Source organism: Alteromonas sp. KUL106, from assembly GCF_009811415.1.
Lineage (GTDB): Bacteria > Pseudomonadota > Gammaproteobacteria > Enterobacterales > Alteromonadaceae > Alteromonas.
In genome coordinates, this window is record NZ_BLIG01000032.1 from 81,798 (window position 1) to 103,807 (window position 22,010).

Annotated in this window: 25 protein-coding genes; 23 read left to right on the forward strand and 2 right to left on the reverse strand. The window is 45.7% G+C overall.

The genetic code is table 11. The features are described from left to right. The first annotated feature begins 43 nt into the window (after positions 1–43). Complete coding sequence (locus GVO63_RS12050) at positions 44–2,347, forward strand: TonB-dependent receptor (RefSeq protein WP_159580138.1); 2,304 nt, start codon at positions 44–46, stop codon at positions 2,345–2,347. Positions 2,348–2,455: 108 nt separating this feature from the next. Then, positions 2,456–3,880, forward strand: a complete 1,425-nt coding sequence (locus GVO63_RS12055) for an APC family permease (protein WP_159580140.1) — start codon at positions 2,456–2,458, stop codon at positions 3,878–3,880. Positions 3,881–3,999: 119 nt separating this feature from the next. On the opposite strand, the gene GVO63_RS12060 is transcribed toward GVO63_RS12055, so the two are convergent. Together GVO63_RS12060 and GVO63_RS12065 are read right to left on the reverse strand one after the other, a co-directional pair. After that, positions 4,000–4,191 carry a hypothetical protein gene (locus tag GVO63_RS12060; RefSeq protein WP_236552133.1) on the reverse strand — a complete coding sequence of 64 codons (192 nt, stop codon included), beginning with the start codon at positions 4,189–4,191 and terminating at the stop codon, positions 4,000–4,002. After that, positions 4,169–4,333 (reverse strand): twin-arginine translocation signal domain-containing protein, encoded by a 165-nt coding sequence (locus GVO63_RS12065; protein ID WP_159580142.1) that lies wholly within the window; start codon positions 4,331–4,333, stop codon positions 4,169–4,171. Before GVO63_RS12065 ends, GVO63_RS12060 begins: the two co-directional genes overlap by 23 nt. Before the next feature lie 304 nt (positions 4,334–4,637). Here GVO63_RS12065 and GVO63_RS12070 point away from each other — a divergent pair, with 304 nt between their 5' ends. The 21 genes from GVO63_RS12070 to rpsD all read left to right on the forward strand — a co-directional run bounded on the left by GVO63_RS12070 (position 4,638) and on the right by rpsD (position 22,000). Beyond that, entirely contained in the window at positions 4,638–4,997 is a 360-nt protein-coding gene (locus GVO63_RS12070; protein WP_159580144.1) for a HigA family addiction module antitoxin, read from the forward strand. A 324-nt stretch (positions 4,998–5,321) separates the two neighbouring features. After that, positions 5,322–7,733 (forward strand): ribonuclease R, encoded by a 2,412-nt coding sequence (gene rnr / locus GVO63_RS12075; RefSeq protein WP_159580146.1) that lies wholly within the window; start codon positions 5,322–5,324, stop codon positions 7,731–7,733. Then, positions 7,734–8,474 (forward strand): 23S rRNA (guanosine(2251)-2'-O)-methyltransferase RlmB, encoded by a 741-nt coding sequence (gene rlmB / locus GVO63_RS12080; RefSeq protein ID WP_159580148.1) that lies wholly within the window; start codon positions 7,734–7,736, stop codon positions 8,472–8,474. It begins immediately after the preceding gene. A gap of 568 nt (positions 8,475–9,042) precedes the next feature. Beyond that, positions 9,043–10,707: a S8 family serine peptidase gene (locus GVO63_RS12085; RefSeq protein WP_159580150.1), complete on the forward strand. Its 1,665-nt coding sequence runs from the start codon at positions 9,043–9,045 to the stop codon at positions 10,705–10,707. A 354-nt stretch (positions 10,708–11,061) separates the two neighbouring features. After that, positions 11,062–12,456, forward strand: a complete 1,395-nt coding sequence (locus GVO63_RS12090) for a DUF4397 domain-containing protein (RefSeq protein WP_159492961.1) — start codon at positions 11,062–11,064, stop codon at positions 12,454–12,456. A gap of 127 nt (positions 12,457–12,583) precedes the next feature. Further along, a complete protein-coding gene (locus GVO63_RS12095; protein WP_159580152.1) occupies positions 12,584–14,692 on the forward strand; it encodes a GAF domain-containing hybrid sensor histidine kinase/response regulator in 2,109 nt (702 codons plus the stop codon). A 221-nt stretch (positions 14,693–14,913) separates the two neighbouring features. Continuing rightward, the gene (rplN, locus tag GVO63_RS12100; protein WP_012519228.1) at positions 14,914–15,282 is read left to right on the forward strand and encodes a 50S ribosomal protein L14; all 369 of its coding nucleotides are present in this window, start codon (positions 14,914–14,916) and stop codon (positions 15,280–15,282) included. 12 nt (positions 15,283–15,294) lie between these two features. Then, positions 15,295–15,609 (forward strand): 50S ribosomal protein L24, encoded by a 315-nt coding sequence (gene rplX / locus GVO63_RS12105; protein WP_014950912.1) that lies wholly within the window; start codon positions 15,295–15,297, stop codon positions 15,607–15,609. A gap of 17 nt (positions 15,610–15,626) precedes the next feature. Continuing rightward, a complete protein-coding gene (rplE, locus tag GVO63_RS12110) occupies positions 15,627–16,166 on the forward strand; it encodes a 50S ribosomal protein L5 (RefSeq protein WP_159492963.1) in 540 nt (179 codons plus the stop codon). A gap of 12 nt (positions 16,167–16,178) precedes the next feature. Continuing rightward, positions 16,179–16,484 carry a 30S ribosomal protein S14 gene (gene rpsN / locus GVO63_RS12115; protein ID WP_105932243.1) on the forward strand — a complete coding sequence of 102 codons (306 nt, stop codon included), beginning with the start codon at positions 16,179–16,181 and terminating at the stop codon, positions 16,482–16,484. 13 nt (positions 16,485–16,497) lie between these two features. Continuing rightward, positions 16,498–16,890, forward strand: a complete 393-nt coding sequence (gene rpsH, locus GVO63_RS12120; RefSeq protein ID WP_105932244.1) for a 30S ribosomal protein S8 — start codon at positions 16,498–16,500, stop codon at positions 16,888–16,890. 13 nt (positions 16,891–16,903) lie between these two features. Then, positions 16,904–17,437 (forward strand): 50S ribosomal protein L6, encoded by a 534-nt coding sequence (rplF, locus tag GVO63_RS12125; RefSeq protein WP_159492964.1) that lies wholly within the window; start codon positions 16,904–16,906, stop codon positions 17,435–17,437. A gap of 12 nt (positions 17,438–17,449) precedes the next feature. Continuing rightward, positions 17,450–17,803 carry a 50S ribosomal protein L18 gene (gene rplR / locus GVO63_RS12130; RefSeq protein ID WP_105932260.1) on the forward strand — a complete coding sequence of 118 codons (354 nt, stop codon included), beginning with the start codon at positions 17,450–17,452 and terminating at the stop codon, positions 17,801–17,803. Positions 17,804–17,812: 9 nt separating this feature from the next. After that, positions 17,813–18,313 (forward strand): 30S ribosomal protein S5, encoded by a 501-nt coding sequence (gene rpsE / locus GVO63_RS12135; protein WP_012519221.1) that lies wholly within the window; start codon positions 17,813–17,815, stop codon positions 18,311–18,313. 6 nt (positions 18,314–18,319) lie between these two features. Next, entirely contained in the window at positions 18,320–18,499 is a 180-nt protein-coding gene (rpmD, locus tag GVO63_RS12140; RefSeq protein WP_012519220.1) for a 50S ribosomal protein L30, read from the forward strand. A gap of 3 nt (positions 18,500–18,502) precedes the next feature. Then, on the forward strand, positions 18,503–18,937 hold the full coding sequence (gene rplO / locus GVO63_RS12145; protein WP_159580154.1) for a 50S ribosomal protein L15: 435 nt from the start codon (positions 18,503–18,505) through the stop codon (positions 18,935–18,937). 5 nt (positions 18,938–18,942) lie between these two features. Continuing rightward, the gene (gene secY, locus GVO63_RS12150) at positions 18,943–20,262 is read left to right on the forward strand and encodes a preprotein translocase subunit SecY (RefSeq protein WP_159492966.1); all 1,320 of its coding nucleotides are present in this window, start codon (positions 18,943–18,945) and stop codon (positions 20,260–20,262) included. Between the two features lie 38 nt (positions 20,263–20,300). After that, entirely contained in the window at positions 20,301–20,417 is a 117-nt protein-coding gene (rpmJ, locus tag GVO63_RS12155) for a 50S ribosomal protein L36 (protein ID WP_012519217.1), read from the forward strand. Positions 20,418–20,591: 174 nt separating this feature from the next. Beyond that, on the forward strand, positions 20,592–20,948 hold the full coding sequence (gene rpsM / locus GVO63_RS12160; protein WP_071816100.1) for a 30S ribosomal protein S13: 357 nt from the start codon (positions 20,592–20,594) through the stop codon (positions 20,946–20,948). 14 nt (positions 20,949–20,962) lie between these two features. Further along, positions 20,963–21,355: a 30S ribosomal protein S11 gene (gene rpsK / locus GVO63_RS12165; protein ID WP_159580156.1), complete on the forward strand. Its 393-nt coding sequence runs from the start codon at positions 20,963–20,965 to the stop codon at positions 21,353–21,355. A gap of 24 nt (positions 21,356–21,379) precedes the next feature. Then, the gene (gene rpsD, locus GVO63_RS12170) at positions 21,380–22,000 is read left to right on the forward strand and encodes a 30S ribosomal protein S4 (RefSeq protein WP_012519214.1); all 621 of its coding nucleotides are present in this window, start codon (positions 21,380–21,382) and stop codon (positions 21,998–22,000) included. Positions 22,001–22,010 lie beyond the last annotated feature (10 nt).

Here is a 22,010-nt window from a genome sequence, read left to right on the forward strand (position 1 = left end):
TGCCCGAAAAATAAAAAAAGTGAATTGTTGGAGGAACCACATAATGAAAATGGGAAAACATGTTTTCTGGCGCACTGCGATTGCCTGTGGCGTAGCAATGGCAACAAGTAATAGCGCAATAGCACAGCAAGAATCAGAAGAAGAACCGTCTCGCGGGTTAGAAGTTATTCAAGTCACATCGCAAAAGCGTGTACAAAGCGTACAGGACGTGAGTGTGGCTGTTACCGCCTTTGATCAAAAATCAATGGAAAAGCTGGGTATCCAAGAGCCAATTGATATTGCAGTTCATACCCCAAACTTAAATGTTAAAAATGTACTGAATAAATCAGCGCCCATCTTTACTATCCGCGGCATAGGTAACGCCGCGTTTACTTCAAATAGTGTTGCGCCGGTAGGTGTTTATGTTGACGAGTTGTTCCTGCCAACCAACACCATGATGAGCTTTTCTGTCTTTGACACTGAACGTGTAGAAGTACTTAAAGGGCCCCAAGGTACGCTTTTTGGGCGTAACACGACGGCAGGGGCAGTCAGTTTTACCACAGTAAGACCCGATCACGACGGTCGCGGTTATGCCAGAATTGGCGTGGGTAATTACGAATCGGCCGATGCTGAAATTGCTAAATCGTTTTCTTTAACCGGAGACGTTGCAGCGCGGGTTTCAGCGAAGTGGCTCTATCAAGGTGAAGGAACATTCACCAATCGTCTGGATGACTCAAACCGAGATCTAGGAAGAGTAAATGCATTCGCAGTACGTACGGGTTTCTTATTTGATTTAGACAATGGAGAGCTATACGTCAATCTGCATGGCGGCCGCGACCGCAGCGAAAACGAGCCATGGGTAGGGATTGGGCGCAGCGCTCTCGATAACCCAACAGGCCCAGCACCAGAGTTGCCAGGCGTTAATGGGCAGCAGTATCGCAACAATTGTTTGAGTCGTGCAGACAATGACATCCACGCGTTCATTAACAACAGCAACTGTGTTAACCGTGTAGGTTACTACGACCCTTATACCGATGTGCGTGAAGGGGAATTCAGTCAAGAGCCGGTGATTGAAAGCGACAGTTTCGGCGCGCTAGCTCATGCTACCCTTGACTTCGATGCATTCTCATTTGTTTCAATTACTGCATTTGAAACCCTTGATAAAACCACCGAAGAAGATTTTGACGGTAGCCCATTTCGCATAGGTGATACGTCATACAGCAACGATATTGATGTGTTCAGTCAAGAGCTTCGTCTGACATCTGCCCGTCCACTGGCTGGAAAAACGGACTGGATCACTGGTTTGATGTACTACCAAGATACCCAAGAAGTGTTCGACCTCTATGGTTACACTGACCGCGTAAATCACGATGTGCAGGTCGATTTTACCCAAGACACCACCAGTATTGCGGCTTACTTGCACACTGAAACTCAGCTCTCCGACAAGTGGAAGCTGATTGCAGGTGCGCGTATCACAAGAGATGAAATTTCGTTTGATGGTGGCACCACAGTCGTCAATTTAGATGATGATTTCACTGGCGACGTGACATTCTTTTCTGTAGACACGCCAATCCTTGTTGACGACGAAGAAATTAGTTCAACCGAGTTAACCTATAAGGTGGGTCTGGACTACGTGTTAAGCGATGATGTGTTGTTGTATGGTAACTTTAGTCACGGCTACAAAGCAGGCGTATGGAACGGCTTCTGGGCGGCAACGCAAGGCGATCACAGCTCTGCCGAGCCTGAATTTATTGATGCGGTTGAGTTGGGCGTTAAGTCCACGCTTATGGACAATACCCTTCGATTAAATGCGGCAGTGTTTAACTACGACTATGACGATATGCAGTTATTCGCTGATTTACCTGACGGTCGCTACACCATTTTCAATGCTGGCTCAGCCAGTGTAAAAGGTGCTGAAATTGAAGCGAACTGGCTGCCTACGGATAATTTAGAGATTATCGCTGGCGCGGGTTATACCGATGCAAGTGTTGATGCGGAAGTTGGACTGTTGTCTTACTCCGACGCTACACCAGCGAACACGCCAGAGTTTACTTACAACGTCGTTGCCCGCTATTTTCATGACTTAAGCGGCGGGCTATATGGCTATGCGCAAGTTGACTACACCTATCAAGATGATGTTTTCTTTTCACTTGATAACTTAAAAGCAGTGAGTCAGGAAGCTTACGGGCTTACCGGTTTTAGGATTGGTGTGGAGTCAGATGAAGGGTGGGAAGCCAGCTTTTGGGTGAAAAACCTGACCGACGAAGAATACTTCACTGAAATTCTGACCTCTGGAAGTGCCGGTGTGTTGTCTGGGCAAGTAGGTAGCCCTCGCATGTTCGGATTCACATTTAAAACAGAGATTTAATTTTCAATTTTACCGACGGTATTTCACAGGGCAAACCATCTTGTAGGTAACATGTTTGGTTTGCCCTGTCCGCGAGGTAAAAGGATAAAAGCAGGGGGGTCGATTGCAATGACAACAAAAAACACTGCGCTTGATAAAGAGCTCGGATTAAAAGATACATTGGCACTGGCATTTGGCTGCATGATTGGCTGGGGCTGGGTAGTGCTGGTTGGTGAATGGATCAGTGTGGCTGGCAGCATGGGCGCTATCGGCGGCTTCTTGGCCGCAGGTGCAATACTGGTCGTCATTGGGCTTTTGTACGCAGAGCTTGCTGCTGCCATGCCTATGGCTGGCGGGGCTCAAAATTACTGTATGCGCGCCTTTGGCCGTTGGCCTGCATTTATTTGCAGTTGGGCTTTGGTACTGGGCTATGTGTCAATTACGGTATTTGAAGCGGTGGCGTTGCCACAGGTAGCGGAATATTTTGTAGGACCATTAGACCAAGGCCACTTGTGGACCATCGCCAATAACGATGTATATTTGACCTACGGCCTAATGGGTGCCGCTGGTGCCATCGTGATTGGTCTGCTAAATGTTCGTGGTGTGAAAACCGCTGCGTTATTTCAGACTCTCGTTACGCTGGTTATTTTAGCCGCCGGCGTTATGTTGTTTACTGGTGCCACCTTTGAGGGTAACGCCGAGAATTTGTCTCCTTATTTTGTCAACGGTGTGACCGGCTCTATTGTCGCGGTTATGGTTATGGCGCCATTTCTGATGGGAGGCTTCGATGTTATCCCACAAGCTGCTTCAGAGATTAATTTGCCGGCAGCCAAACTGGGTAAACTTATTGTCGTCGCTGTGGTAGCGGGCGCCGCCTGGTACTGCGCGGTTATACTTTCCGTTTCAATGATATTTGACGGTAAGGGTTTGGCAGCGGCCAATCTCCCGGCTGTAGATGCAGCGGGCAAAGCGTGGGGGCAAATTGGCTGGCAAGTGCTGATCATCGGCGGGTTGGCAGGCATTCTCACCAGCTGGAACGGTTTTTTAGTTGGCGGAAGTCGCGCTGTCTATGCATTAGCAAGGGAAGGCATGTTGCCAGCATTCTTCGCACAGTTACACCCAAAATATCGCACGCCAACTAACGCCATCTGGACAATTACTGCCCTTGGCTGCATCGGTCCTTTCTTTGGTAAGCAGCTTCTTATCTGGGTGTCTAATGCGGGTAGCCTCGGTTTTGTATTAGCGTATTTGTTTGTCGCGCTATCATTTATCAAACTTCGTAAGAGCGAGCCGAACATGCCACGCCCTTACAAAGTACCTTACGGTATGTTTTTTGGTGTTGTTGGTCTGCTCGGTGCGTTAGGTATGACATGCTTATACTTGCCCGGCAGCAATGGTGCTTTGCTGTGGCCAAACGAGTGGCTAATTGCCGGATTGTGGTTTGCTTTTGGCTTTGCGGCATTTATCTATGCCAGTAAAAAAAGTGCCCTACAGCGAGCAATCAGTCAGAAAACATCTACGGGCGCGCGCCAGAGCAAACGCGTCAGCGCCTAAATTTTTGTCCCCTGGTAAGCAAAAAGCCTGGCTCTGTCCAGGCTTTTTTATCTATGCAGACGGGTATAACGTTCCCGCTTTACAGCTCAATGCCCTACACGTTACAGCGTTGTAGAACGCTATGCCTTAATCTCATAGCTTCGTGTATTAACCACTTTTCCAGCCTTGGTTAAAATCGCATCCACATAATGCCAAGTCGCTGTAGCGCTATCTTGGCTGACGGCCAATGTCATAAAGCCGCGCTGGTGAAGATTACAGTACTGCAAGTCTTCAATAAGTAACGGAAGATCATCGGCAAGCGTTTCTGCCACTTGCCACACCATGGGTAAAGGTTGCGTTAGTTTGTGGTTGGCTTTTTGCTGTAGTGCTAACCGTACAGCCTTCTAGCCCTGTAGACACTGCCACGGTCGCACCTGCGAATGACGACAGCTTTATAAACGATCTTCTATCCATATGCCTGCTCTTTATAGGTTTTGTAGGGAAGTAGAGTATGTAGTGTTTTGTTAAACGCCCGTTCAACAAAAACGAAAGTCCATTTTTATACTAAGTGTTTGTGACATAGAGATGTCAGGCTGCGCTGAATCTAGAACCGGACTTTGGATCGAAGTTGATGCATCTGTAACTGGGTAAAATGTGTACATCTTTTTGAGAAAAAATTACCTCTGTGGTAATCTTTATTGGATGTTCTATTGGCAATAATAAGTTTTGTCCACGATAAGCTCCTTTGTTTCTGCCTTGATTACAGAGAATACAACCCATGAAACACAGTATGCATATAGGTATTGAATACAATGGTGGCCGAGGCAAAGCACTTATCGATACTGGAGAGCGAGTATCAAGGCCTGAACATCTTAAAAGGCCTCATCCTGGTGAAGTTTTTAAACGCAGGTGCATGTCAAAGTCATCGCTGAAGCAAAATGAGATCGCGCAGTGCTTAAATATCTCAACGAAACATTTATCGCGGTTTATTAACGGGCATTCGAATTTAACCATTGAGCTTGCTCGTAAGTTTGAAGCTGTGAGCGGTATTAGTGCCCAAACATGGATGCATTATCAGGTTGCATACGACCTATATAGAACCGCAAACAACAAGCCCAATTTAAAGTCAATCTACTAGCAAGTATTTCGGTTTACAAAATTGTTGCTGCAACTTTCATATGTGCTGACTTAGCAACATGCTTTCTATTCTTCACCACTGAAAATCCGCTATTCAAAGTTGTAGGCCCCCGCTCACAGCAAAATAGTTTGCTAAACGTTGTAAGCCTAATAACGCACAATCTTTTACTGCAAATACTGTTATACTGTGCAGCAATTAACCACATGAACCAAAAACGGTTTGTGTGTCTAAGAAATCATATTTAATGTTTTCCATAGCGCTTTGAAAAATTAGGCCACGAACGAAAACATTCTGAGCAAAATACGAAAGGTAAATTAAAAATACATGAGTGATGATCCGCATTATCAGCGCGAGAAAGAGAAGTACGACAACCCGGTAGCAAGCCGGGAATATTTAATGAGTTTACTAAAAGAACACGACAAGCCATTGTCGTTTCTTGATATCTGTAATTTGGTGAACGCCTTCGATGAAGAAGCGAGAATTGGTATTCAGCGCCGACTGCGTGCTATGGAGCGCGAAGGGCAGGTGCAGTTCACCAAACAGAAGAAATACATACTTCAAAACCGTGATGAAATCATTAAAGGTCGAATAATAGGTCACAGAGATGGTTTCGGTTTTTTGCGTCCTGAAGATAAAAGCGGTGATTTATTCATAAGTGCTGGGCAAATGAATTTGTTTCTACACGATGATGTTGTAGAAGCGCGCATCAGCGGTACTGACCGCCGGGGTAGAAAAGAAGCCTTTATCACACAGGTGATTGAGCCTTGTAGTGAACCCATCGTAGGTCGATACTTTGTTGAGCAGGGTTTTGGCATGGTAGTGCCAGATGACAGCCGTTTACAGCATGAAATCGTTATTCCGCCAGAGAGTACGCATGGTGCGCGCATGGGGCAGGTGGTAGTGGTAGAACTTACCCAGCGTCCTCGCCGTAAAATGAATCCGGTGGGTAAAATTGTTGAAGTACTCGGTGAGCACATGGCGCCTGGTATGGAAATCGAAATGGCCCTTCGCACGTTTGATATTCCTCACCAGTGGCCAAACGGCGTGACTAAGCAAGTAGAAAAACTTACCGACCAAGTGCCCGATGACGCCAAAGAGGGCCGCATCGATTTGCGTCAGCTTCCGCTAGTTACCATTGACGGTGAAGACGCCCGTGACTTCGATGATGCGGTGTATTGCGAACCGTTAGATGATGGCGGTTGGCAGCTCTGGGTTGCCATTGCTGACGTAAGCCACTACGTACGTACCGGCACCGCCCTCGATGATGAGGCGCAGCAGCGTGGTAACTCGGTGTACTTCCCTGACCAAGTTATCCCTATGCTTCCAGAGGTGTTGTCGAACGGCCTGTGTTCACTAAACCCAGAGGTTGACCGTCTTTGTATGGTATGTGAAATGACCATTAGCGCACAGGGCAAACTGGACGCGTTTCAGTTTTACGAAGCGGTAATGAATTCACATGCACGCCTGACTTACAACAAAGTGTGGGGAATTCTTCAGGGCGATAAAGAGCTGCACCAGCGCTATGAGCCTCACGTTCCACATCTTAAAAACTTACACGACTTATATCGCGCGCTTAAAAAAGCACGTGCTAAACGCGGTGCGATAGAATTTGAGACGCAAGAAGTGAAATTCGTCTTTAACGCACAGCGCAAAATTGAAAATATTGTGCCGCTAGTGCGCAACGACGCCCACAAGCTGATTGAAGAATGCATGATCATGGCAAACGTAAGTGCGGCGTTAACCCTTGAAAAGCACGAGGCGCCCGCGCTATATCGCGTGCACGACAAGCCAGATGCCGACAGACTTACTGCATTTACCAGCTACTTAAGTGAAATTGGCATTCCTCACCGTATTGTTGAAGATGCAGAGCCTGCCGCGTTTACCGATGTGGTGCTTAAAACACGTGGTCGGGTAGACGAAGAGCTTATTCAAACCATGTTGCTGCGCTCAATGAAGCAGGCCGTATACGATGGCGAAAACGTAGGCCACTTTGGTCTTGCCTTAGAGGCCTATGCGCATTTCACGTCACCGATTCGACGTTACCCTGATCTCGTAGTGCATAGAGCACTTAAAGGCATCATTGCAAAACAGAAGGGTAAAAAAGCGGTAAGTGGTGCAAAAAATTATACGGTAGAAGAAATTGAGCAACTTGGCGAACAGTGTTCAATGACTGAGCGCCGCGCCGATGATGCAACCCGCGATGTGGCAGACTGGCTCAAGTGTGAATTTATGCTCGATCACGTTGGCGACACCTTTGAAGGCGTGGTGAGCTCGGTAACCAACTTTGGCTTGTTTGTTCGCTTAACCGAATACCATATCGACGGCTTGGTGCATATCACATCTTTAGACGATGACTATTATCGCTATGATGAGGTTAAACAAGCACTCGTTGGAGAGTCAGGCCACCGCCAGTTCAGACTCGGTGATACCCTAGAAGTAACCGTAGCAGCGGTCAATCTTGATGAAAGAAAGATTGATTTATTGCTTGATAAGTCTATGCTGCGCTCCGCTAAAGGCAAGAAGGTGAAAGTGAAGTCAGCCAAAAAGGCTTCAGATAAACCTACTCGCTTTGATAACACGGCTCGCTCTGACAAAGGCTCGCGCTCTGATAAGAAAGGGGGCAAAGGCGGTTCAGGCTCGTCTAGACGTAGCGGTGCAAAACCGTCAAGTCGCGGCGGTGCAAAAAGCGGTAGCGGCGGCAAAACATTGTCATTGAATAAAAGAGGTAAGCGTTAAATGGCGCAGCAAGAATGGTTATACGGGTTACATGCAATGCAGTCGGTGCTTGAAAAAGAGCCAGAGCGTGTAATGGAAGTGTGGGTTTTAAAAGGGCGTAACGATGAACGCTTAACCAACATTGTTAACCAAGCACGGCGTTTTGGCATTTCAGTACAGTTTAGTCAGCGTAAAGCGCTAGACGACAAAGTGAAAGGCGAGCAGCACCAAGGTGTAGTGGCAAAGGCTAAGCCAGCTCGTGTGCTTGACGAAGCCGATCTGGATAAAATCCTCGAAAACGAGGCGCAGCCGCTCATTCTCGTATTAGACGGTATTACAGATCCGCACAATCTCGGCGCATGTTTGCGTACGGCCGATGGAGCAGGCGTTCACGCGGTTGTGGTTCCTAAAGATAATTCTGCGAGCCTAAACGGTACAGTGAGAAAAGTTGCCTGTGGTGCAGCGGAGGTTGTGCCGCTTATTCAAATTACAAACCTGTCTAGAACATTAAAGCATCTTCAAGATAAAGGATTATGGGTTATTGGTACGGCAGGTGAGACCGACAAAACCCTCTATGATGTTGATTTAAAAGGCCCTGTCGCGCTGGTGATGGGCGCTGAAGGTAAAGGAATGCGTCGCTTGACGAAGGAAACGTGTGATGAACTGGTAAAATTGCCCATGGCCGGCAGCGTAACTAGTCTAAACGTATCGGTGGCCACTGGCGTTTGTTTGTACGAGATAGTAAGGCAACGTAGCGTATAGTGCTACCCGAACGTTGTTGTGCCCCCCTGTTGGTGCAAGAACACACAATATAAGTAAATTCAAAGGCGTTCAGAACGATTTCTGAGCGCCTTTTTTATTTCCGGTTGCTCTCAACCTAGACATCATTCCTTCTTATAAATGCATAAGCAAAGCTAAATAGATATTTAATATTTTGTTACACTTCAATTTGTAAAATAAATGTTAATTATAGATTTTCATTCCTAAACTGAATTCGCTCATAGCGCACGTTTAGCGTGGCTTTCACGAATAAAGAGAATTTTTTACTCATTTTAAAAGGTATGAAAAATGCTCATCAGGGTTGAGGTTACATACTTAACTCATTGATAAGCCGCATAATATGAGCTTTGTGAATACTCTGATTGATTCAGATGTTTACATACCTGACAAACGGGTAGGTCGTTGCAACGCAGTTGCGTCGGTTGTCATGGATGAGCTTTTCGTATGAGGTAATGGTTATACCTGTATGTCATTTAATAACAAATAGCTTCAAAAGCACGGACAAAAACAGTGTTGAAGTTAATAAGACAGATAAAACAGGAAATAAATTTTGAACTCAAAATTAAATAAGAAACACACATGTCTAACTGCAGCTGCTCTGGCTGTATCATTTAGCCTTATGGGCAACTCTGCAATGGCAGCAGGCGAAGGCTTGGTAAAAGTTAAAGAGAAACCTCAAACTCTTAAGCAAGCACTAGGAAAGCGTCTTACTGTCGACCGCCTTGTTACTGCGGACCAAGAACGCTACATCATTAAGTTCAAAGATGAAATGGTGAGCGAAACCTTAGAAACAAATGCAGCAAAAGGTAAGCTACAAAGCGCCAAAGCTAAAACCAAACAGCCTTTTGACATTGCGTCGGCTACATCTGAAGTGAGAAAAGCGGGTGGTGCTATTAAGAAAGAGCTGAAAAAGCACAAAATGGTCGCGGCTACTATGAGCAAGTCTGCGCTAAACAAGCTTCGCAGCAATCCTAATGTAGAAAGTATCGAGGTGGATGTGCGTCGTAAGCCAATGGCGCAAACAACACCTTATGGCTACACCATGGTACAGGCAAATCAGTTTGCACAATCAGACACTGCCGCTCGTAAGGTCTGTATCATTGATACGGGGTACAACTTAGGCCACCCAGATCTACCGGGCACTAATGATGGCGTGACAGGTCAGGCCAATAACAGTGCTGTAGGGAATTGGTACAACGATGGTAACGGCCATGGTACTCACGTGGCAGGAACCATTGCCGCATACGATAACAACGAAGGTGTCGTTGGTGTGTATCCGGGCGTTGACATGCACATCGTTAAAATTTTTAACGATAACGGGCAGTGGACTTATGCGTCAGACCTTATTGATGCAATCACTCAGTGTCAAAACGCAGGTTCAAACGTCGTCAACATGAGCTTGGGTGGCGGCAGTTCTTCCACCACAGAGCGCAATGCAATGCAAAGCTTCACTGATGCAGGCATGTTGCTAGTGGCTGCTGCGGGGAACGATGGTAATAGTGCGAAGTCTTACCCAGCGTCATACGATGCAGTGATGTCAGTAGCCGCAGTAGACTCAAATGAAAACCGCGCCAGTTACAGTCAATACAATGATCAGGTAGAAATAGCAGCACCTGGAAGCGCGGTTCAATCTACCTATCCAACCAACACGTATGCTGCACTGAGCGGTACGTCAATGGCCACTCCGCATGTGGCGGGTGGTGCAGCGTTAGTATGGAGTTACTTCCCACAGTGTACAAACAATGAAATTAGAAGTGCACTAAATGCTACCGCCAAAGATAAAGGTAGTGCAGGCCGCGATAACTTTTATGGTTATGGCCTAATGCAGCTGGCTGACACCTATAACTATCTGAATACTAACGGTTGTGCTGGCGGCGGCACAGGCGACGGTGGCGGCGCTGAACCTGGCGTAGAGCCAGTGTCAGGCCAGCTGACAAACCTGTCTGGAACGCGCAGAAACTGGGATCGTTACACATGGACCATTCCTGAAGGTGTGACGCGAATGACAATTCAAACTTCTGGTGGTTCTGGCGATGCAGACCTTTACGTGAAATTTGGCTCTCAACCAGAGACAAGTAGCTTTGATTGTCGCCCCTACCAAAATGGTAACAACGAAGTATGCACATTCGATGCGCCAGCCTCAGGGACTTGGCACATAGGTATTCGCGCTTACTCTTCGTACAGTGGATTAACGCTTTCTTACTCTTACGAGTAAATGTCGGCGTCTCCCTAAAAACATGGCAAAGCCTGCTTAAGCCGGCTTAGATTGACGATAAACCCCTCTTTTGGAGGGGTTTATTTTTTTGGCAGCCGATGGCTTCGTTTTTATTAGTTTTCACAGGTTATAACCCCTATTTTGCCTTAAAAATGTCCTATCGGTCGGCATAGATAACTCCCTTTAATAAAGAAATGTCAGCTTTGCAAAGATAGCGTAAAGCTAAGAACTAATCGCTTCGATGGCAGCCCTATCGCTGTATTGTGCAAGTTCCCAACGCACGCTAACGGTGCCAGCTCATTTGAATTACGGCATTCATCCAACAGAAGAACAATTTTAAAGGACATTCAATTTATGCAATTGACCTCTCAATCTTTGCTTTCAGGAACGTGGTTCCGCGCATTAGCAATAGGATTTGTTGCTCTCATAGGGCTTACCGCGTGCGGTGGCTCAGACAGTACGAGTTCAGATTACTCTTATGCGTATCTGCAGTTTTACAACGCGTCGCCTAATGGTGCGAATGTAGAAATGCGTGAAGTAGATGGCGACAGCTTTGGTTCAGCGCAGTTTGGCGACACGACCTCAATGTTTTCTATGGAGGATGGTGAGCTAGCTCTAGAATTTATACGCACCGATGCGAACGATCAGGAAGTCTACATCGACACGGTTACGGTGGATCTTAAAGAAGGGTACAAAACCATAGTCGTAATGAGTGGAGACTTTGGCTCGCCTATATTTGCAAGCTATTCGTATGCGCGAGAGACCATGGAAGACCACTTTCGCTTGTTCGGCTTATCAGTGGCGGTAGACGGTTCATCTTATGACTTTTATATGAGTGAGTCGGGTGACCCGTTCGAGGCTGCTAACTTTCTTGGTACGGTGACTACCTCAGATATGCTTGAGTTTGACTACTGGGATAAAGATGACGACAGCGATTATTTTGATGAAGGCGAATACACCATTTTTCTTACTGAACCTGGCAGTGATGACGTAGTGTTTGAGTCGCAAACCCTTAATTTCGTTTATGAGACCGAATACCTAATGACCCTTCGTGATGTGAGTGGTGCGATTCAAGATGGTCTTGTTGTTGATACCTTATTGAATTCTTCAACAGTCACTGCATTAACTGATGTTGAAGCTGACTCTCAGTATCGTATTTACAATTCAACTAATCTTGAAACACCTCTACAAGTGACGTTTGGCGGAAATACTGACGAAGAAGACGTGAGTTTTACTCTCGCAGCAGGCGAACTTTCAGAGTTTAGTGCAATCCGCTACGGTGACTATCGGGTTACGGTTACCGATCCTACCGGCTCAATAGCGGGTCTTAGCAATAAGCTTGTTACGCTTAATCAAGGTGAAAGTAAGGCTATTTTAATTTACGACACGAATGAAAAATTAGGTGCGGCGACGTTTGTTGAGAGTGGCTTGCCTCAGGCCTATGATAAAACCGTGAACTTTATCAACCTTGTGAGTGACGTTGATGATGTAGATTTTTATCTAGTACGCAACGATGAAACTATCGATACTGCTGAATACGATGTTCAAAACCTAGAATTTGCGGAGAACACCAGCGAGGTGTTGCCTTCGGACTATTATGAAGTAATTGCTGTTTATGAAGATGGGAACGAAGAACAAGTATTATTGGATAGAACGGCGTTGTTTGGTTTTACCGAAGAAGAAAATTACATTGTTACCGTAGAACCGGCAGACACACCGACGGGTTATGAAATAAACATTCTTTATTAATAGGTTAAGTTTTTTTTAGACTAATTGATGAGGTTGAAAACTTTCATTTACTGAAATTTCTCTTACGTTTAAAAGGCTGACATATGAAATGTCGGCCTTTTTTATCGTTGTCTTTACTGAGATCCTCATGAGTATTATCAAAGAGCTTCAAATCATCTCTAATGACTACACGATGTCCTTAGACAATAAGCTAGAAAGCCTGTTGGCTATAGGCACAAAGTTTCTTGGGCTCGAAACGGGCATTGTGAGCAATATTCGGGGCGAACGCTATAGTGTAATGAGCGCAGTAACGGAAGATAACAGTATTTCGGTTAATAGCGTTTTCGCACTCTCAGACACCTACTGTGCAGATGTTGTCAATGCACAGTCTCATATCGCCTATCATGACATCAATTGCGAGCCAGGTGCATCACACCCTTGTTTTGCTAAATATACCCTTAAAAGCTATCTAGCAGCCCCTATTTCTGTAGCCGGTGAGTTCTTTGGTACCGTGAACTTTTCTTCACTAACACCAAGACATGAGCCTTTTACTTCAATCGAGGTGGACTACTTGCTGCTGCTCGCCTCTTGGATAGGTAATGAGCTTGAGCGCCAGCAGATAATGGAAAATATCAATGCACAAAAAGCCATCTTGGCAGAGCGCAATTCATTGCTAAATCAAGTGACGAACTTGGCTGGCGTGGGGACATGGGAACTCAACCTTGAAACACAGGCATTAAGTTGGTCGGGCGCACTTAAGCGTATGCTGCACATGCACGGAGAAAAAATTCTCAAACCCGAGGATGTAACCAACTTAATCACGAATGAATACCAACGCAAAGAATACCTTGAACGCTTTGCTGAAATGATAAAAACAGGAAAGGATTTTGTCTATGAGCTAGAGGTGCGCACAGACGTGGGAGAGCCCCGTTGGCTAGAAAGCAGAGCACACCCTATTATGGAAAATGGACGCTGTACAAAAGTGATTGGTGCGACAATAGATATCACGCAAATTCACTTAGATAAGGCGGTATTACAGCATAAGTCTGAACTCGCAGAGAGTGCGTTAAAAACCCGAAGTGAGTTTCTGGAAAAAATAAGCCATGAGATACGAACCCCCATTCACGGTGTACTGGGTATGCTAGAAGCCCTAACGGGAACGACACTTAGTACCAAACAGCTACAACTTGTTTCAGTTGCAACGAAAAGTACAGATTCATTGCTAAAGATAGTTGATGACATACTGGATTTTTCAAAAATTGATTCAGGTGATATTCCTTTTGAAGAAAGCCCTACTGATTTAGCGCTAACCATTGAAGAGCAAATCCCAATGTTTACGCGCCTCGCTAAGCAAAAAGGGCTTGAATTACACGTCAATACAGAGGCGCTTAAAGGGAAGGTATTTACAGCGGATAAGTTGCGCCTAGGGCAGATTTTTTTGAATCTTCTCAATAATGCGATCAAATTCACCAATGAAGGTAAAGTTACTGTAGATACCAAATGCACTGGTTATGGCAAAGGCAAGTTTAAAGTAAAAATTGTGGTAACAGATACCGGAATAGGAATAAGTGAACAGCAGCAAAAAATCATATTTTCTCCCTTTATGCAGGGCGAAAACCCAGAGCAGCGACGATTTGGTGGGACTGGATTGGGTTTATCACTGGTCAAGAAAATAGCAGAGCATTATCAAGGTAGTGTTGAGGTAAGTAGCCATCTAGGGGTAGGCGCAAGGTTTACAGTGGTGCTGATGCTTGATGACGCTATGACAGGAGCTACCATTGAAAATGCCTATGCTAATAAAAACTATTATACGCCGACGCGACAAGAGCTTAGTGGGTTGAAAGCACTCATCGTAGAAGACAATGAAATAAACCAGTTAGTGATAAAAGAGCAGCTTAAGGAAGTTGGCCTAACCAGTGATCTTGCAATCAATGGAAAGGAGGGCGTTGAAAAGGTAAAACGCGCGTTGGCGGAAAATTCGCCGTACGCGGTCATTCTAATGGACTGCCATATGCCGGTAATGGATGGTTTAGAGGCGACACACCAAATACGGAATTTGGGTGAACACGCTCGAGCAATTCCTATTATTGCCTTAACCGCTAATGCATTAACCGGAGATAAAGAAAAATGCTTGAAATCGGGTATGAATGACTTCATATCTAAGCCTGTCGGTGTAAGTCGTTTAAAAGAATGTGTGTTTAGGAATTTGAGTAATCGGGTTCACAACAATGATTCTGCGCTAAAAGATCCTGCTTGATAACCTATGACGTGGTTATCTGCCCCGGCTTTTAGTCGGGGTTTTTTTATTGGTCGCATAGTCTAAAAATAATTCAATTTACCGCTATCACTTCCAAAAGTTTTCTGTTATTATTTCGCGCCCTTTTTATGGGGGTATGTACATAAAAGCAACGATATCCAGTTGTTTTTTAGCAGCACTAACGACTCGGGAGAGTCTTAATTTAAGAGCGGAGCACTAACATGATCCAAATGCAAACTAACCTGGACGTTGCAGACAACAGCGGCGCTCGCAGGGTTCAGTGTATTAAGGTTCTTGGTGGCTCGCATCGCCGTTATGCAGGTATCGGTGACATCATCAAAGTTACTGTTAAGGAAGCAATTCCTCGCGGTAAAGTTAAAAAAGGTGACGTACTGAACGCAGTGGTGGTGCGTACTAGAAAAGGCGTTCGTCGTGCAGATGGTTCTACCATCCGTTTTGACGGTAACGCGGCTGTTATGCTTAATGCAAACAAGCAACCAATTGGTACGCGTATCTTTGGCCCGGTTACCCGTGAGTTGAGAAGTGAAAACTTCATGAAAATCATCTCATTGGCCCCAGAGGTACTATAAGGAGTCACGATAATGGCTAATAAAATTCGTCGTGATGATGAAGTAGTCGTATTAGCGGGTAAAGACAAAGGCAAACAAGGCAAAGTCCTTAAAGTGCTTATTGCTGATAACCGTGTAATTGTAGAAGGCGTTAATCTCGTTAAGAAGCACACTAAGCCAAACCCACAATTGGGTGTAGCTGGTGGCATCGTTGAGAAAGAAGCTTCTATTCACGTTTCTAATGTTGCGATTGTTAACCCGGCAACGGGCAAAGCAGATCGCGTTGGTTTCCGTTTCGAAGACGAAAAGAAAGTACGTTTCTTTAAGTCTAACGGCGAACTTGTTTAATTATATTGGAGAGTACGATGGCGAAACTGCATGATTTCTATAAAGAAACAGTAGTAGCTGAACTTGCGAAGCAGTTCGGATACAAAAGCGTCATGCAAGTCCCTCGGATTGAAAAAATCACTCTAAACATGGGTTTAGGTGAAGCAGTTGCTGACAAAAAGGTGCTTGAAAATGCTCAAGCTGACATGGCGGCTATCGCCGGTCAGAAGCCTGTAGTCACAGTTGCAAGAAAATCAGTAGCGGGTTTTAAAATCCGTGAAGGTTATCCGATTGGCTGTAAAGTAACCCTACGCGGCGAGCGTATGTGGGAATTCCTAGAGCGTTTGATTTCAATCGCTATTCCACGTGTTCGCGATTTCCGTGGTTTGAATCCTAAATCATTCGACGGACGTGGTAACTACAGCATGGGCGTGCGTGAGCAAATCATTTTCCCTGAAATCGATTTCGATAAAGTGGATAAAGTTCGCGGTATGGATATCACTATCACTACCAGTGCGAATACAAATGAAGAAGCACGTGCTCTGCTGGACGCGTTTAACTTCCCATTCAAAAAGTAGGGGTGTAGGGTTATGGCAAAAGAATCAATGAAGGCACGCGAAGCGAAGCGTACTAAGCTAGTAGCTAAGTATGCTGAGAAGCGCGCCGCACTTAAAGCGATTATCAGCGATGTTAACGTTTCTGAAGAAGAGCGTTGGGATGCTGTTCTGAAGCTACAACAACTGCCACGTGACTCTAGTGCGTCACGTCAACGCAACCGTTGCCGTGTAACTGGTCGTCCACATGGTTACCTACGCAAATTCGGTCTTAGCCGTATCAAGCTTCGTGAAGCAGCGATGCGCGGTGAAGTCCCTGGCCTTAAGAAAGCCAGCTGGTAAGGAGTAGCTGATAATGAGTATGCAAGATCCTATCGCGGATATGTTTACCCGCATCCGTAACGGCCAGATGGCACAGAAAGTTTCTGTGACTATGCCTTCTTCAAAACTTCGCGTTGCAATCTGTGAAGTATTGAAAGCAGAAGGTTATATCACTGACTTCACTGCTTCTGGTGACGTTAAGCCTGTTTTAGAAGTTACGCTTAAGTACTTCGAAGGCAAGCAAGTAATTGACACAATTGAACGTGTAAGCCGTCCTGGTCTGCGCATCTATAAGAAAAAAGATGAGCTTCCAAAGGTTATGGGTGGTTTAGGCGTAGCTATCGTGTCGACTTCTAAAGGTGTGATGACTGACCGTGCAGCGCGTAACGCTGGCATGGGCGGTGAGATCATCGGTTATGTAGCATAACGGAGGAGTTGAAATGTCACGTATAGCAAAAGCCCCAGTAGACGTTGTATCAGGTGTAGAAGTTTCTATCTCTGGTCAAGAAGTTACTGTTAAAGGTAGTAAAGGCACTTTGACCCGCGTTTTTAACGACGCTGTAGAAGTTGCACAGGAAGAGAACCAACTTAAAGCACTTCCACGTGAAGGCTTTGTTGACGGTTGGGCACAGGCTGGTACTGCGCGCTCTATCCTTAACGCAATGGTTCAAGGTGTTTCACAAGGTTTCGAGAAAAAATTGCAGTTGTTAGGTGTTGGTTACCGTGCACAAGCACAAGGTAACAAACTAAACCTTACACTAGGTTTCTCTCACCCTGTAGCATACGAAATGCCTGAAGGCATTACGGTTGAAACTCCTAGCCAAACTGAAATCGTCGTCAAAGGCGCCGATAAGCAGGTGGTTGGTCAGGTTGCGGCGAACATTCGCGGTTACCGTCCACCAGAGCCTTACAAAGGCAAAGGTGTACGTTATGCTGATGAAAACGTACGTCGTAAAGAAGCTAAGAAAAAGTAGGTGGGTGATACGATGGATAAGAAAACAGCTCGCATTCGTCGCGCTACTCGCGCACGTGCAAAAATTCGTGAACTGGCCGCGCATCGCTTGGTAGTAAACCGTACACCTCGCCACATCTACGCTCAGTTAATCGCTCCTTGCGGTTCTGAAGTGTTGGCTGCAGCTTCAACTGTTGAGAAAGATCTTGCAAAAGGTCTTAAGTCTACAGGTAACGCTGAAGCAGCGACGGTAGTCGGTAAAGCAATCGCAGAGCGCGCACTTGAGAAAGGCATTAAAGCAGTGGCTTTCGATCGTAGTGGTTTCCAATACCACGGTCGCGTTAAAGCATTAGCTGATGCAGCTCGCGAAGCTGGTCTTCAGTTCTAGGAGTTTATAATGGCTAAACAAGACGTTCAAAATGGTGAATTTCTAGAGAAATTGATCGCTGTAAACCGCGTTTCTAAAGTGGTTAAAGGTGGTCGAATCTTTAGTTTCACTGCATTGACAGTAGTGGGTGACGGTAACGGTCGCGTTGGTTTTGGTTACGGTAAGGCACGTGAAGTACCTGCTGCAATCCAAAAAGCAATGGAAAAGGCACGTCGCAACATGGTTGACGTAGACCTTAACGGTCACACGTTACAGCACCCGATTAAAGGTCGTCACTCTGGCTCTAAAGTTTACATGCAGCCAGCATCTGAAGGTACCGGTATTATTGCTGGTGGTGCGATGCGTGCAGTACTAGAAGTAGCTGGTGTACAAAACGTACTTTCAAAATGTTACGGCTCTACAAACCCAATCAACGTTGTACGTGCAACAATCAACGCGCTGACAGAAATGAACAGCCCGGCGAAAGTTGCTGCGAAGCGTGGATTGTCTGTAGAAGAAATTTTGGGGTAATCAGACATGGCAACGATTAAAGTAAAGCAAACGAAAAGTGCAATTGGCCGCTTGCCAAAGCACAAAGCTACGCTTAAAGGTTTAGGCCTTCGTAAAATCAACCATGTTCGTGAACTGGAAGATACCCCAGCCGTTCGTGGCATGATCAACCGTGTACATTACATGGTTGAGATAGTGGAGGAGTAAGACATGCGTTTAAATACAATTTCTCCAGCCGAAGGTTCAAAGCCTACTGGTAAGCGTACTGGTCGTGGTATCGGCTCAGGTCTAGGTAAAACAGGTGGCGTAGGTCACAAAGGTCAAAAAAGCCGTTCAGGTGGCCGTGTTAAGCCAGGATTTGAAGGTGGTCAGATGCCATTACAGCGTCGCCTTCCTAAGTTCGGTTTCACATCACGCAAGAGCTTTGTTACTGATCAAGTAACTCTTGCTGAAATCGCGAAGGTTGATGGTGATACTGCGTCTCTTGAAACTTTGAAAGCAGCTGGACTTGTTAAGAAAGAAATCCAGTTCGTTAAAGTTGTAAAGAGCGGTGAAGTTTCACGCGCTGTTACAGTAAGCGGGTTAAAGGTTACTAAAGGCGCTAAAGAAGCGATTGAAGCTGCTGGCGGTAAAGTAGAGGAATAAGCTAGATGGCTAAACCAGGATTGGATTCAGGCGCTAAAAGCGGCTTGAGTGAGCTTAAGGCAAGATTGTTGTTCGTACTTGGTGCGATTGTTGTTTTCAGACTAGGTTCTTATGTTCCTATCCCTGGCATCGATCCAGCTGTACTTGCTGACTTGTTCGAGCAACAAAAAGGCACCATTGTAGAAATGTTTAACATGTTCTCTGGTGGTGCGCTTGAGCGTGCATCCGTTCTGGCTTTGGGCATTATGCCATACATTACTGCATCCATTATTATGCAGTTGCTCTCGGTGGTTCACCCGCCGATGGTGGAGCTTAAAAAAGAAGGCGAAGCAGGCCGTCGTAAAATTAGTCAGTACACGCGTTATCTAACGCTTGTATTGGCTATCTTCCAGTCAATTGGAATTTCGACCGGTTTGCCTAACCTGATTAATGGATTGGTGATAAACCCTGGCTTCGGATTCTACTTTACGGCAGTAGTAAGCCTAGTCACAGGAACGATGTTCCTAATGTGGTTAGGTGAGCAAATTACCGAACGAGGTATTGGTAACGGTATCTCTATATTGATTTTTGCTGGTATTGTTGCCGGTCTGCCAACAGCGATAGGTCAGACTGCGGAACAAGCAAGGCAGGGCGACATTAACTTGTTGTTCCTATTGTTGATTGCTGTGATTGTTATTGCGCTTACATACCTAGTTGTATTTGTAGAGCGCGGACAGCGCAGAATTGTGGTAAACTACGCGAAACGTCAGCAAGGCCGTCAGGTTTTTGCTGCGCAAAGCACCCATTTACCGCTAAAAGTCAACATTGCTGGTGTAATTCCACCAATCTTTGCTTCTAGCATTATTCTGTTCCCGGGTACTATCGCAGGATGGTTCGGACAGAATGAATCAACAGCGTGGTTGCAAGATGTAGCGCTTATGCTATCTCCTGGTCAGCCGCTGTACGTGATGTTATACGCAGCTGCGATTATCTTCTTCTGCTTCTTCTACACGGCGTTGGTGTTCAACCCGCGTGATACAGCAGACAACTTGAAGAAATCTGGCGCGTTCATTCCTGGCATCCGCCCGGGTGAGCAAACGTCACGATACATTGACAAGGTAATGACTCGCCTTACACTGGCTGGCGCACTGTACATAACCTTTATTTGTTTAGTGCCTGAATTCATGCTAATTGCTTGGAATGTGCCGTTCTACTTCGGTGGTACGTCACTATTAATTATCGTAGTAGTTATCATGGACTTTATGGCACAAGTACAGACACATTTGATGAGTAGTCAATATGAGTCTGTGCTGAAGAAAGCTAACCTTAAAGGCTACGGCCGATAAGTTAGCCCCTTAATATTGATAGAAAGGGGAAAGATGTAATGAAAGTTCGTGCATCAGTAAAAAAGATTTGCCGTAACTGTAAAGTTATCAAGCGCAACGGTGTTGTGCGCGTAATTTGCAGTTCTGACCCAAAGCATAAGCAGCGTCAGGGCTAATCAAAGCGGTACAGAATATTTGCAAGACTAAGAAAGCAGAACCTGAATTGTACTTATCAGGTTCTGCTAGTTTTGTTTAAAGTATTTTGAACCTTAATTTGCAATTTAGTCGACGGATAAGTATCCTATCGGGCTTTTTAGGTCGTCGACAAATAAACAAGAGGAGTGCTGTTAATGGCCCGTATCGCTGGCATTAACATTCCTGAGCACAAGCATGCTGTAATCGCTATCCAAGCGATTTATGGCGTTGGTCCCACACGTGCGAAAAGCATTTGTGCGGGTGCTGGTGTTGCAGAAGATACAAAAATCAAAGAGCTAGACGAAGCTACTATTGATAAGCTTCGTGACGAAGTGGCTAAATTCACCGTTGAAGGTGATTTACGCCGTGAAGTCTCTATGAGCATCAAACGTTTGATGGACCTGGGTTGCTTCCGTGGTATTCGCCACCGTCGTAGCTTGCCTCTACGTGGTCAGCGCACTAAAACCAATGCGCGTACCCGTAAAGGTCCTCGTAAGCCAATTAAGAAGTAAACGGGGAGTAAGTTATGGCTAAAGCACCAGCTCGTGGCACGCGTAAGCGCGCTAAACGTCAGGTTGCAGACGGTATGGCTCATATCCATGCGTCTTTCAACAACACAATTGTGACTATTACAGACCGTTCAGGCAATGCACTAGCATGGGCGACATCTGGTGGTTCAGGTTTCCGTGGTTCACGTAAATCTACCCCATTTGCTGCACAGGTAGCTGCTGAGCGTGCAGGTGTTGCTGCACAAGAATACGGTCTTAAGAACCTTGAAGTATTTGTTAAAGGTCCAGGTCCAGGCCGTGAGTCTGCGATCCGTGCTCTTAACGCTACAGGTTATAAGATCACAAACATTACCGATGTGACCCCTATTCCTCACAACGGTTGTCGTCCACCGAAAAAACGTCGCGTTTAATCGACGGACAGTTGGAGAAAGATCATGGCAAGATATTTGGGTCCAAAACTCAAACTTAGCCGTCGCGAAGGAACAGACCTGTTCCTAAAAAGCGGCGTTCGCGCAATCGATTCTAAATGTAAGATCGATACAGCGCCTGGTCAGCACGGTGCCCGTCGTGGCCGTCTGTCTGACTACGGTGTTCAGCTGCGTGAAAAACAAAAAGTTCGTCGTATGTACGGCGTTCTTGAAAAGCAATTCCGCAACTACTACAAAGAAGCTGCACGTCTAAAAGGTAACACAGGTGAAAACTTGCTACAGCTTTTAGAACAGCGTCTTGATAACGTAGTTTACCGTATGGGTTTCGCTAGCACTCGTGCAGAAGCACGTCAGCTAGTTAGCCACAAGGCGATCATGGTAAATGGTCAAGTTGTGAACATCCCATCGTTTAACGTTTCTGCCGAAGACGTGGTTTCTGTTCGTGAAAAAGCTAAGAAGCAAGCGCGTATCGTAGCTGCTTTGGAACTGGCTGACCAACGTGAGAAGCCAACCTGGATTGAAGTAGACAGCAGCAAAATGGAAGGCACTTTCAAGCGCGTTCCAGAAAGAACTGATTTGTCTGCGGAAATTAACGAACAGTTGATCGTCGAACTTTACTCTAAGTAAAGCTAACTAA

What these genes read in the sequence shown, in the direction of transcription:
- GVO63_RS12050 (WP_159580138.1), top strand. Translation starts at nt 44, where the DNA reads ATGAAAATGGGAAAACATGTTTTCTGGCGCACTGCGATTGCCTGTGGC.
- GVO63_RS12055 (WP_159580140.1), top strand. Translation starts at nt 2,456, where the DNA reads ATGACAACAAAAAACACTGCGCTTGATAAAGAGCTCGGATTAAAAGAT.
- GVO63_RS12065 (WP_159580142.1), bottom strand. Translation starts at nt 4,333, where the DNA reads ATGGATAGAAGATCGTTTATAAAGCTGTCGTCATTCGCAGGTGCGACC.
- GVO63_RS12070 (WP_159580144.1), top strand. Translation starts at nt 4,638, where the DNA reads ATGAAACACAGTATGCATATAGGTATTGAATACAATGGTGGCCGAGGC.
- rnr (WP_159580146.1), top strand. Translation starts at nt 5,322, where the DNA reads ATGAGTGATGATCCGCATTATCAGCGCGAGAAAGAGAAGTACGACAAC.
- rlmB (WP_159580148.1), top strand. Translation starts at nt 7,734, where the DNA reads ATGGCGCAGCAAGAATGGTTATACGGGTTACATGCAATGCAGTCGGTG.
- GVO63_RS12090 (WP_159492961.1), top strand. Translation starts at nt 11,062, where the DNA reads ATGCAATTGACCTCTCAATCTTTGCTTTCAGGAACGTGGTTCCGCGCA.
- GVO63_RS12095 (WP_159580152.1), top strand. Translation starts at nt 12,584, where the DNA reads ATGAGTATTATCAAAGAGCTTCAAATCATCTCTAATGACTACACGATG.
- rplN (WP_012519228.1), top strand. Translation starts at nt 14,914, where the DNA reads ATGATCCAAATGCAAACTAACCTGGACGTTGCAGACAACAGCGGCGCT.
- rplX (WP_014950912.1), top strand. Translation starts at nt 15,295, where the DNA reads ATGGCTAATAAAATTCGTCGTGATGATGAAGTAGTCGTATTAGCGGGT.
- rplE (WP_159492963.1), top strand. Translation starts at nt 15,627, where the DNA reads ATGGCGAAACTGCATGATTTCTATAAAGAAACAGTAGTAGCTGAACTT.
- rpsN (WP_105932243.1), top strand. Translation starts at nt 16,179, where the DNA reads ATGGCAAAAGAATCAATGAAGGCACGCGAAGCGAAGCGTACTAAGCTA.
- rpsH (WP_105932244.1), top strand. Translation starts at nt 16,498, where the DNA reads ATGAGTATGCAAGATCCTATCGCGGATATGTTTACCCGCATCCGTAAC.
- rplF (WP_159492964.1), top strand. Translation starts at nt 16,904, where the DNA reads ATGTCACGTATAGCAAAAGCCCCAGTAGACGTTGTATCAGGTGTAGAA.
- rplR (WP_105932260.1), top strand. Translation starts at nt 17,450, where the DNA reads ATGGATAAGAAAACAGCTCGCATTCGTCGCGCTACTCGCGCACGTGCA.
- rpsE (WP_012519221.1), top strand. Translation starts at nt 17,813, where the DNA reads ATGGCTAAACAAGACGTTCAAAATGGTGAATTTCTAGAGAAATTGATC.
- rpmD (WP_012519220.1), top strand. Translation starts at nt 18,320, where the DNA reads ATGGCAACGATTAAAGTAAAGCAAACGAAAAGTGCAATTGGCCGCTTG.
- rplO (WP_159580154.1), top strand. Translation starts at nt 18,503, where the DNA reads ATGCGTTTAAATACAATTTCTCCAGCCGAAGGTTCAAAGCCTACTGGT.
- secY (WP_159492966.1), top strand. Translation starts at nt 18,943, where the DNA reads ATGGCTAAACCAGGATTGGATTCAGGCGCTAAAAGCGGCTTGAGTGAG.
- rpmJ (WP_012519217.1), top strand. Translation starts at nt 20,301, where the DNA reads ATGAAAGTTCGTGCATCAGTAAAAAAGATTTGCCGTAACTGTAAAGTT.
- rpsM (WP_071816100.1), top strand. Translation starts at nt 20,592, where the DNA reads ATGGCCCGTATCGCTGGCATTAACATTCCTGAGCACAAGCATGCTGTA.
- rpsK (WP_159580156.1), top strand. Translation starts at nt 20,963, where the DNA reads ATGGCTAAAGCACCAGCTCGTGGCACGCGTAAGCGCGCTAAACGTCAG.
- rpsD (WP_012519214.1), top strand. Translation starts at nt 21,380, where the DNA reads ATGGCAAGATATTTGGGTCCAAAACTCAAACTTAGCCGTCGCGAAGGA.